Genomic DNA, 8780 nt, shown 5'->3' with positions numbered 1-8780 from the left:
GTTACGCTGGGAACGAATTTAACAGTTCAGAATTGGTCCTACAAAATCGTGGAAGGCACGGTGTGGAAGGCACGGTAATGATGGATTTTCCGCGCGGAGAAGAAGGTTTCCGTAAGCTCCTGAACAGCGCTGCCGTTGTGGCTCTCATACTGCTGATTGGTGCGTGGTTTGCCTGGCACCAAGGGAGCAAAGAGCATCTAGCAACATCTTCCACCAGCTCAGATGTCCCAGCAACTTCAGATGTCCCAGCAACTAGCGTGGGCAAGGCCATTCCGGAGCAGAACCAATCCTCGGGTATCGCCAAGGGTATCGCCAAGCCAAATTCCGGAGGCGCGGAAGCCGCGAAGCCGAATCCCGGAATTGACAATGCATCCGTCCACGCTAGCGCTATCGAGAATTCTCAGACGATCCAAATAGATGACGCGCAAAAAAACGCGGCTCAGAAGATCAAGCAGCAGCTGGAGCAAGCGGGCTTCTCCGAGATCAAGTTCCTGGCGAGAACCTTCGTGGTTCAGGCGGAGTCAAAAGACGGCGATGAGGTGTTGATGACGTTCGGACCCCGCGGCCAGGCGGTTTCCAAAGCAATTGATGGCAACAATTCCGCCTCCGAGCCGGGAACAACAACAGGCTCCTCTTCGAAGTAGTCCCTCCACGAAGTTCCCAAAGCGGATTGCGTTGAGAGACGTGGGGGACGGTGATAGTTCCTGGGTATCCCTGCGTTTACTTTTCCGTTACCGGTTGTGCCGCGCCGCGATGCGCTGATCGACCTTCGCAGCCGTGAAGGCAGGGGTGCCCGCCCGAGCTCTCCAAGTATTCGGCCTCAGAGGTTGAAAAAGGGTCTCGCTTCGCTTGCTCTATTTAGCATCCTCCGAAGAGATACCGACGCTTCGCTTGGCGACTCGCTCCAAGGTTAATCCCTGTACGATGAGCCGCGCTCTTCTGGTCGTTGTCGACATACACATAGATACTGTGTCCTTCCATTCGTAAGCGTAATAACCCTCCCGCCCACGCCGCCAGTGTTTAAGGGGCATAACGATCGCGATAGTTGCCCGATGGTCCATGAGCGCGGACGTAGACATGAGGGGCGGTCACCTCCCATGGCGCCGGTGCGTCGTGATGATCCGAGATGCAAAGGGCGCCACTGTAATTGTGCAGAAGATCGAAGTTGCGCGTTCGTGGTATCGCGCACACGATTTGTTCTCGCTCTCGATTTTGCAGATGAGGAGAACGAGATGGCGAACGAGAACGGAGCTTGGGCACGTCAGGGCGAGGTTTTCTGGCGAGCGCACCATGAGGCCTGGAAGCGTAGCGACTTGAATCAGCGGCAATATTGTGAGTTTCACGGCCTGCCGCAGAAAGCTTTCGAGAACTGGCGTCAGAAGTTCAGACGCGAACCGGATCTTCCACAACGCAAACTCCTCTACCGCCGCCGAGGTCTAAGTCACACCCTTAGTCACAGTCTAAATCACCCCCGTAGTCACACTCTTAAGTCATGGGGCTTATCCCTCCTCCGTCCCTGTCGTTCCGCGACCACGCGAGGATCATCGGCGGCGGTTCAGCGAGGCCGACAAGCGTGGGATTCTGGAAGCGGCCGCGCAGCCTGGCGCCAGCGTCTCGGACGTGGCGCGCCGTTATGGCATCGACCGCCGGTAACGACCAGCTGTCGGAAACTGTCGCGTTGGTACGCAACGACCTGCGCCGCCGTCCAGAACCTCTTTCGTAGACGGGCGTTGCCGTACTTTCCGTACATTCCTACAAGGATACGGCTAAGGGTGGATCGCCCATGAAAGGCACATTAAACCTTATTGCGCGAAAGGATCGTCATAAAGAGACCGTCCTGCCGTTTCCGGCGTGAAGTGCAGCGCGGCCAGTCCGACCAGGCATGTTGCCATCATGTAATAGGCCGGCATCAGTTCGTTGTCGGTGACGGTAATCAGGCCGCTGCTCACGGCCGGGGCCGTGCCGCCGAAGATCGAGGTTGAAATATTGTAGGCGCTGGCGAAGCCCGCAAAACGGACGCTGGTCGGAAACATCGCAGGGAAGGTCGCCGATATGGTCGCAAGCTGCGGCACATAGAGGAGTCCCAGCAGGATGAAGCCGAGGCAGGCGCCGGCCAATCCGGTCCCCATCAGCATGTAGAGCGGCGTCACCAGCAGCAGCAAACCGATCAGCGAGACGTACCACATTGCCCGACGCCCGATGCGATCCGACAGACCGCCCGCAAAAGGCAGAAACGGCATCATGAACAGCATGCCGATCAGTGGCACCGCCAGCGCTTCGTCCGGGGACAACCCGATGCGGCGTTGCAGATAGGTCGGCATGTAACTGAGCAGCGTATAGTTGATGACGTTGAGCGCGACCACGAGACCGCCAACCACCATCATGGGACGCCAGTGCCGCCGCACTAGGGCGGCCACACCAGGCGAGGGCTTTATCCTGCTTGCGGCTTCGTGCGCCCGGAACACCGGCGTATCCTCTATCCGCGAACGCAAATACATGCCTACCAGGCCCATCGGCGCAGCAACCAGGAACGGAATGCGCCACCCCCAAGCGCGCATCGCCTCGTCGCCGAGCAGCAGCGAGAAAGTCAGCATCAGCAATGCGCCCAGCGAGAAGCCCGACAACGTGCCGACCTCCAGGAAGCTGCCATAGAAGCCGCGATGCTCGTCGGGCGCGTATTCGGCCATGAACGTCGCAGCACCGCCATATTCGCCGCCCGTCGAGAAGCCCTGTACCATACGCAGCACAATGAGCAGCAACGGCGCCCATAAACCGATGTTGTCGTAAGACGGAATCAGGCCGATCGACAGCGTGGCGCCCGACATCAAGAGAATAGTCAGCACGAGTACCGACTTGCGGCCGAACCGATCACCCAGCGAGCCCCAGAAGATCCCGCCCAGCGGCCGGACCAGAAAGGAGATCGCGAAGGTGGCCAGCGCGAACAGCACCGCCTCCCCGACATCGCCGGGAAACAGCGCGACGGAAATGTAGATGACACCGTAGGAATAGATGCCGTAGTCGAACCATTCCGTGGCGTTTCCCATGGCCGACGCGGCAATCGCCCGGTGCAGCGTCGCGCGGCAGACGGTTGATCCTGGACCTGACGCGGAACCGTTCATGGTTGTGATTCTTCGGCCGCGGGGGAGTCGGGCGTGTTGGGATCAAGCAGCGACGCGATCGGCGTCGTGCGGGGAAGAATCTGGAAGTCTTGCTGCTTGGGCGCCGGAACGGGTGGCGTGGCCTTCTCGCGCCACAGCAGCTGATCGGTGAATTGCGCATAGCCGAGGGTGCTCGCCGATAGCAGCGCGACGAAGGCTGCGAAAGCGCGGATGTGCCCGACGCGGCGGACGATGCGTCCCGAACGAAGGGCGCCGATCACCAGCCCGTCGAAGTAGACGGTTGCCACCAGGCCGATGATGATGGTGCTCTGCCCCGCTCGCTCGAGCCGCAGGCTCAGCAGCGTCGCCATGAATCCACTGCCCGCCATCAGAATGAAGATGGCAAGCAGCCGGCTGCGGACCGATGCGATGGCGGAAAGCATGACCAGCGTAGCGCGCGGCGTCAGGCCGCACGCCGACCCTCCGCTTCGTCTTCACCATTGTCGAGCAGCGTGCCGGTCGCGGCCATGGGCGCACTGCCGGGATTGCCGACACCGTGACCGCCTCTCATGCGAGAGCTTCCTCCATCAGCGGACCGCCCTGCGGTATCAGCGGCCTCGGCTCGCCGCGCGCGGCGACGAAGCTGGGCCGTGGCTTCTTGACACCGAACGGAGCCTGTAGCCGGTTGCTGGCGGCGTTGTAGACGAAGAATGCGTTAGCGCGCGGATACGGCGTGATATTGCCGTTCGATCCATGCATCGTGTTGCAGTCGAAGATCACCACCGTGCCGGCTTTGCCGGTCGGCGCCACGATGCCGTGGCGATGCGCCAATTCGGTCAGGCTCTGCCGATCCGGTACGCCGTACTCCTGCTTCTTCAGCGAGGTGCGATAATGGTCGTCGGGTGTCGCGCCGAGGCAAGTGAGGAAGATGCGATGCGATCCCGGCATCAGCATCAGCGGCCCGTTGTCCGGCGTGTTCTCGGCCAACAGCACCGACAAGGACAACGCGCGCATGCGCGGCATGCCGTCCTCCACGTGCCAGGTCTCGAAGTCGGAGTGCCAGTAGAACTCTTTGCCCTCGAAGCCGGGTTTGTAGTTGAGACGCGATTGATGGATGTAGACTTTATCGTTGAGCAGGAATTGAGCAATGCCGGCCAGCCGCGCATCGGCGGCAAGTCGTCCGATGATGCTGCTCTGGGCGTGGATCTCGAAGATCGAGCGGATCTCGTCGCCGCCTGGTTCGGTGATGATCGTCTCAGGGTTTAGACCCTCGGGTCCCGACAGCAGCTCCTTCGACTGTTTCTGAAGGTAGGCGACTTCCTCCGGAGAAAACACGTTCTCGAGCACCAGGAAGCCATTGCGATCGAACTCCTCGGACTGCTGCCGCGTTAGTGGCGCGTTCTCGGTCCATTCGCTGTGGACGACGGGGTCGAGGCGCGGAAGCATCTGTGCTTCCGGGGTGATGCGGGACGGGTAAATGTCGGTGGTCATTTCGATTCTCTCTTTCAAGAGTTCAGGAATTGACGGCGACCCTCTGCGCCGGAACGTCGACTTCGGCCGGGTAGGCGCCATTTTCGTCATGAACTTCCTGGCCGGTGACCGGCGGATTGAACACACAGGCCGTCAGGATGTCGGTCTCCGGACGAACAATGTGCCGGTCATTGTTGTTCAGCGCATACATGACCCCCGGCGAAAGCTTGTGTATTTCTCCAGTGCCGAGATTCTCGATGGTCCCGATCCCCTTCAGAATGAACACAGCCTCGAGGTGGTTCTGATAATGCATCCGAAGCTCTTCTCCGGCGTACATCGTCGTGATGTGGAACGAGAAGCCCATGCCGTCACCCTTGAGAAGAAGCCTAGCACTGTCCCAGCCCTTCGATTTGACGAGACGGTCAGTCCTGCGAATGTCGCTGAGCTGACGAATGATCATTTGTTTTTCCTTTCTTTACTCGGCTGCGACGCTGTAACTCCCGGTCATCACGGTGCGAATGGATTCCTCGAGAATGTCGAGTCCGGCCGAGAAAATGGCCTCATCGATGGTGAGCGGCGCCAGCACCTTGACGATCTCGTCGTGCGCGCCGCTGGTTTCGATGACGAGTCCGGCGGCGAAACAGGCGAGCGTGATGGTGTCGGCGACCTTTCCGGAGCCGACGTCGATGCCGCGCATCATGCCGCGCCCGCGCGTGGATAGACCGAATTCCGCAGCCATCGCGCTCAGACGCCTGGACAGCAAATCACCCTTGCGTCGAATATCCTTTTCGAACGCGTCGTTCCGCCAGAAGTGCCGCAGCGCCGCCGTCGCGGTCACGAAGGCGTGGTTGTTGCCGCGGAACGTGCCGTTGTGCTCGCCGGGCGACCACTGGTCGAGTTCGGGCGAAAACAGCGTCAGCGCGAATGGCAGCCCCATGCCGGAAAGCGATTTCGCCAAGGTGACGATATCAGGCGTGAGGCCCATGCCTTCGAAGCTAAAGAACTTGCCGGTGCGTCCGCAGCCGGCCTGGATGTCGTCGACGATCAGCAAAGCGCCATGGCGCTTGGCGATGTCGGCGATCGCCCGCAGCCATTCCGACGACGCGGCGTTGAGGCCGCCTTCGCCCTGAACCGTCTCGACGAGAATCGCCGCCGGTTCATCGAGCCCGCTGGAGGGATCGGACAGCCGTTGCTCCAATAACGCGGCGGTGTCGACATTCGCGCCGTAATAGCCGTCATACGGCTCGTGGCTGACATGGCTAAGCGGCACGCCCGCGCCAGAGCGCTTGGCTGCATTGCCCGTGCAGGCAAGCGCGCCCAGCGTCATGCCATGAAAACCGTTGGTAAAGGCGATCACCAATCCACGTCCCGTCACCTTGCGGGCAAGTTTGATGGCCGCTTCGACCGCGTTGGTGCCGGTCGGCCCAGTGAACATCGCGCGATAGTCCAGGCCCCGGGGTTTCAGGATCAGCGACTCGAAGGTTTCGAGAAACTCCGCCTTGGCGTCGGTGTGCAGATCGAGCCCGTGGGTGATGCCATCGGCCGAAATGTAATCGAGCAGCGCTTTCTTCAGCACAGGATGATTGTGCCCATAATTAAGCGTTGAGCATCCCGACAGGAAGTCGAGATAGCGTCCACCCTGATTGTCGTACATCCAGACGTCCTCGGCCCGGCTGAACTGACGCGGCATAGCGCGCGCATAGCTGCGCACTTCGGACTCGCGGCGTTCATAGATAGACCGGTCGGGAATGTGGCCTGTTGGTTTAGGCCGCGTCTGGCGAACAAGTGTGGCTGTGGTCATGTCGTCAGGCCTCCTGATCTTGGTTCCGGGAGTTTCGGCTTGGCAGCGGCCCAATGCGGGCCAGCCATTCGGTATCGTGCGCGCCGGCGAAGTGCGCATCGCGGTCGAACATCGCGCTTCTGGTCAGCGGCACGCCCCATGCGCGCGACAGACTTTTGAACAATGCCCAGGACGGTGCATTGTCATCGGTGATCGTGGCGATGAGATGCGTGACGCCTTCGGCGGCCGGGCGCGCCAGCAACGCGTTGATCATGCGCCGGGCAAGGTGCTGGCCGCGCGCGGCGCGCGCGGTCGCAACCTGCCAGACGAAAAAACTGTTCGGCTCCGTCGGCGGACGATAGCCCGAGGTCCATCCCAGGATCTCACCACTTCGCTCAACAACGATGCAGGTGTCCGCAAAGTGCGTGCACTGAAGCAGGTTGCAGTATGCGGAATTGACGTCGAGCGGCGCGCAGGCTGCGATCAGCCGCGTAATCGCAGGGCCGTCCGCAGCCACGGGCTTTCTCAACCGGAACGCTTCGCGAGAGTCCGGGACCGCACCGAAAGCCATTGACGAGGATCTGCCGGATGCTCGAATCGGACGATCCGCAATTTCTTTAGTTTCCAAACTAATTTCTTCGGCCTCCGTATTATCTTTCAATCTACCTTATGGATTTTTCGATAGCAAGTTTGCTATTTATGCCTTTATCGCCACATCCTGGCCGACACAATTAATTCGAACAGCTAAATAAATTTGAATGAGTGGCTATGGAGCCTATGAGAGTCGCCTGAACCCGGCGACAGCGTTAAGAACGTGCATGACATCAGAGATCGCCTCACTAACGCTGCGCGCCTTGCGACGGGTGCTGCGAGCAACCGAAATCGGCAGTCGCCAACTGGCCGTTGCCACTGGCCTCACCACATCGCAATGGCTGGTGCTGCGGGAGATCGAAGCGCGCACAAAGACGACGCCCGGCGTCGTTGCCCAGGCGCTTCAGTTCAGTCAAGCAACGATCACGACGATCGTTGATCGGCTTGTTGCGCTAGACTTGGTGCAACGCCAACGTAACGCAAACGACAAGCGCCAGTTCCTTCTGACGGCGACGCAGGCCGGCAGGCACGTTGTGATCAATGCACCCGACCTGCTCCACCTGACGTTTACAGGTCGCTTCGTCAAGTTGCCGTCATGGGAGCAAGCCATGATTCTAGCCACAGTGGAGCGCCTGGCCTTGCTGATGGACGCGCAGGATATCGACGCTGCACCATTGCTGGACAGCGGGGCTATCGATCAATCCCAGCCGAAATAGATCGACGTGCTTTGCCAAGTACCCCTCATAGGGATTGCGCTCAATTTGCTATGGACGTCCGAGAAGTCGATGCATCGAATCAGAACTCGCTAAAGCGCACAATGCCCTGCAAGTGAGTCAGCGTGCCGATGGGCTCGCCGTAGAGCCACACGTCGAGATAACTGCTGTCAAAGGCGCGAGCATTATTGGCCCGCCTCGGCTGTGCGTTGCGCGCTGATGCCCTCCAGCACCTTGATCGCGGCGTCGAGCGTTAGGTCGTCCTCGCGGCAGAGCCGGCCGTAATTGGCCAGCTCTTCGCCGATGCAGCGCGTGCCCGCCGCGGCAGATCAACCGATCAATGTCCGAAGGCTATCGTACTGGTCGCAGCATCGCTGGTAGCGTGATCGAGAACTGACCGCTGGCTGATAGGAAGAGTGAGAAAACGGAGAAGCCCTCTTTTCGCACAAAGCGGCTTTTTGGCGACCTCACGAACACGCCTTTGACAAGAGCGCTTTCAGCACCGTGCCGTCACTCAGCACTGCATACTTCTCTCGAGGCGTCAGCAACTCAATCGCTTCTTTCAAATTTGAGCTATCCGCCACTTTGGCCATTCCGACAAGACGATCAACGTCATACACGCCGCGCCGCCGCCCCGAATTTTCCGAGACCATAGCCATATGAGCCACGAGAACCGCAGCATCGGTTTGCAACAGCGTTATCGCTTCGACAGGCACTCGATAGCCGGATGACAACTCCAGGGCGTCGGCGCGACTGAGCACCTTCGGTGGGTTGGTGTCCTCAGGCGTCAACAATAGGCCGAGAGATCCAACACGAGCTCCAGCACGCGGGCTTGCGGTCCATACTGCCAGCGGGATCGCCAATAGCAGACCAACAACAACCGGAATCATCCACAGAAAGAGAGAAAACGACACGGCATACGCACAAACTGCAAGCAATAGACCGAAAACTGTCGGCCAGAGATACGCTCGAACATATTCGCGAACAGATAGCTTCCCGCCATCACGGCGTTGTGGTTGCCAGCCGGAGTCACGCCCCATCGTAATCTCCAGAATCGAGCGGGACTGCAGGAGCATCATAATCGGTGCAATCAAACCGGAAATCAGAGTTTCTACCATCACGCTTGCG

General features: G+C 59.8%; 8 protein-coding genes and 3 pseudogenes. 3 read left to right on the top strand and 8 right to left on the bottom strand.

Going from position 1 to position 8780, the window contains the following annotated elements; all coding sequences use genetic code 11:
• Together BGN91_RS08375 and BGN91_RS17660 are read left to right on the top strand one after the other, a co-directional pair.
• Positions 1-644, top strand: a pseudogene (locus BGN91_RS08375) (hypothetical protein); the annotation flags it as partial.
• 820 nt (positions 645-1464) lie between these two features.
• Positions 1465-1653, top strand: coding sequence for a transposase (locus BGN91_RS17660; protein ID WP_366408387.1), 189 nt, complete (start codon positions 1465-1467; stop codon positions 1651-1653).
• A 149-nt stretch (positions 1654-1802) separates the two neighbouring features.
• Here BGN91_RS17660 and BGN91_RS08370 read toward each other — a convergent pair whose 3' ends face one another.
• From BGN91_RS08370 to ectA, 6 genes are all read right to left on the bottom strand, one after another.
• Positions 1803-3044, bottom strand: coding sequence for an MFS transporter (locus BGN91_RS08370; protein ID WP_292612198.1), 1242 nt, complete (start codon positions 3042-3044; stop codon positions 1803-1805).
• A 71-nt stretch (positions 3045-3115) separates the two neighbouring features.
• Entirely contained in the window at positions 3116-3541 is a 426-nt protein-coding gene (locus tag BGN91_RS08365) for a hypothetical protein (RefSeq protein WP_292612196.1), read from the bottom strand.
• A 124-nt stretch (positions 3542-3665) separates the two neighbouring features.
• Positions 3666-4589: an ectoine hydroxylase gene (gene thpD / locus BGN91_RS08360; protein ID WP_292612194.1), complete on the bottom strand. Its 924-nt coding sequence runs from the start codon at positions 4587-4589 to the stop codon at positions 3666-3668.
• A gap of 22 nt (positions 4590-4611) precedes the next feature.
• Positions 4612-5028, bottom strand: coding sequence for an ectoine synthase (locus BGN91_RS08355; RefSeq protein ID WP_292612192.1), 417 nt, complete (start codon positions 5026-5028; stop codon positions 4612-4614).
• Positions 5029-5043: 15 nt separating this feature from the next.
• Positions 5044-6369 (bottom strand): diaminobutyrate--2-oxoglutarate transaminase, encoded by a 1326-nt coding sequence (ectB, locus tag BGN91_RS08350; protein WP_292612190.1) that lies wholly within the window; start codon positions 6367-6369, stop codon positions 5044-5046.
• 4 nt (positions 6370-6373) lie between these two features.
• On the bottom strand, positions 6374-6865 hold the full coding sequence (ectA, locus tag BGN91_RS08345; protein WP_292612188.1) for a diaminobutyrate acetyltransferase: 492 nt from the start codon (positions 6863-6865) through the stop codon (positions 6374-6376).
• A gap of 301 nt (positions 6866-7166) precedes the next feature.
• Between ectA and BGN91_RS08340 the strand changes: the two genes are divergently transcribed.
• Positions 7167-7655, top strand: a complete 489-nt coding sequence (locus BGN91_RS08340) for a MarR family transcriptional regulator (RefSeq protein ID WP_292612186.1) — start codon at positions 7167-7169, stop codon at positions 7653-7655.
• A 191-nt stretch (positions 7656-7846) separates the two neighbouring features.
• Here the strand turns inward: BGN91_RS08340 and BGN91_RS08335 are convergent.
• Together BGN91_RS08335 and BGN91_RS08330 are read right to left on the bottom strand one after the other, a co-directional pair.
• Positions 7847-7942 (bottom strand): annotated as a pseudogene (locus BGN91_RS08335) (alpha/beta hydrolase); the annotation flags it as partial.
• A 177-nt stretch (positions 7943-8119) separates the two neighbouring features.
• Positions 8120-8780, bottom strand: a pseudogene (locus BGN91_RS08330) (glucan biosynthesis glucosyltransferase H); the annotation flags it as partial.

The organism is Nitrobacter sp. 62-13, from assembly GCF_001896955.1.
Taxonomy (GTDB): Bacteria; Pseudomonadota; Alphaproteobacteria; order Rhizobiales; family Xanthobacteraceae; genus Nitrobacter.
Note: the sequence above shows the minus strand (reverse complement) of the source record. Positions and strands in the feature narration are given on the sequence as shown.

Bases quoted from the DNA above. Each gene is read 5' to 3' on its own strand.
- BGN91_RS08370 (WP_292612198.1), bottom strand. From the start codon at position 3,044: ATGGGAAACGCCACGGAATGGTTCGACTACGGCATCTATTCCTACGGT.
- BGN91_RS08365 (WP_292612196.1), bottom strand. From the start codon at position 3,541: ATGCTTTCCGCCATCGCATCGGTCCGCAGCCGGCTGCTTGCCATCTTC.
- BGN91_RS08340 (WP_292612186.1), top strand. From the start codon at position 7,167: ATGACATCAGAGATCGCCTCACTAACGCTGCGCGCCTTGCGACGGGTG.
- thpD (WP_292612194.1), bottom strand. From the start codon at position 4,589: ATGACCACCGACATTTACCCGTCCCGCATCACCCCGGAAGCACAGATG.
- ectB (WP_292612190.1), bottom strand. From the start codon at position 6,369: ATGACCACAGCCACACTTGTTCGCCAGACGCGGCCTAAACCAACAGGC.
- BGN91_RS08355 (WP_292612192.1), bottom strand. From the start codon at position 5,028: ATGATCATTCGTCAGCTCAGCGACATTCGCAGGACTGACCGTCTCGTC.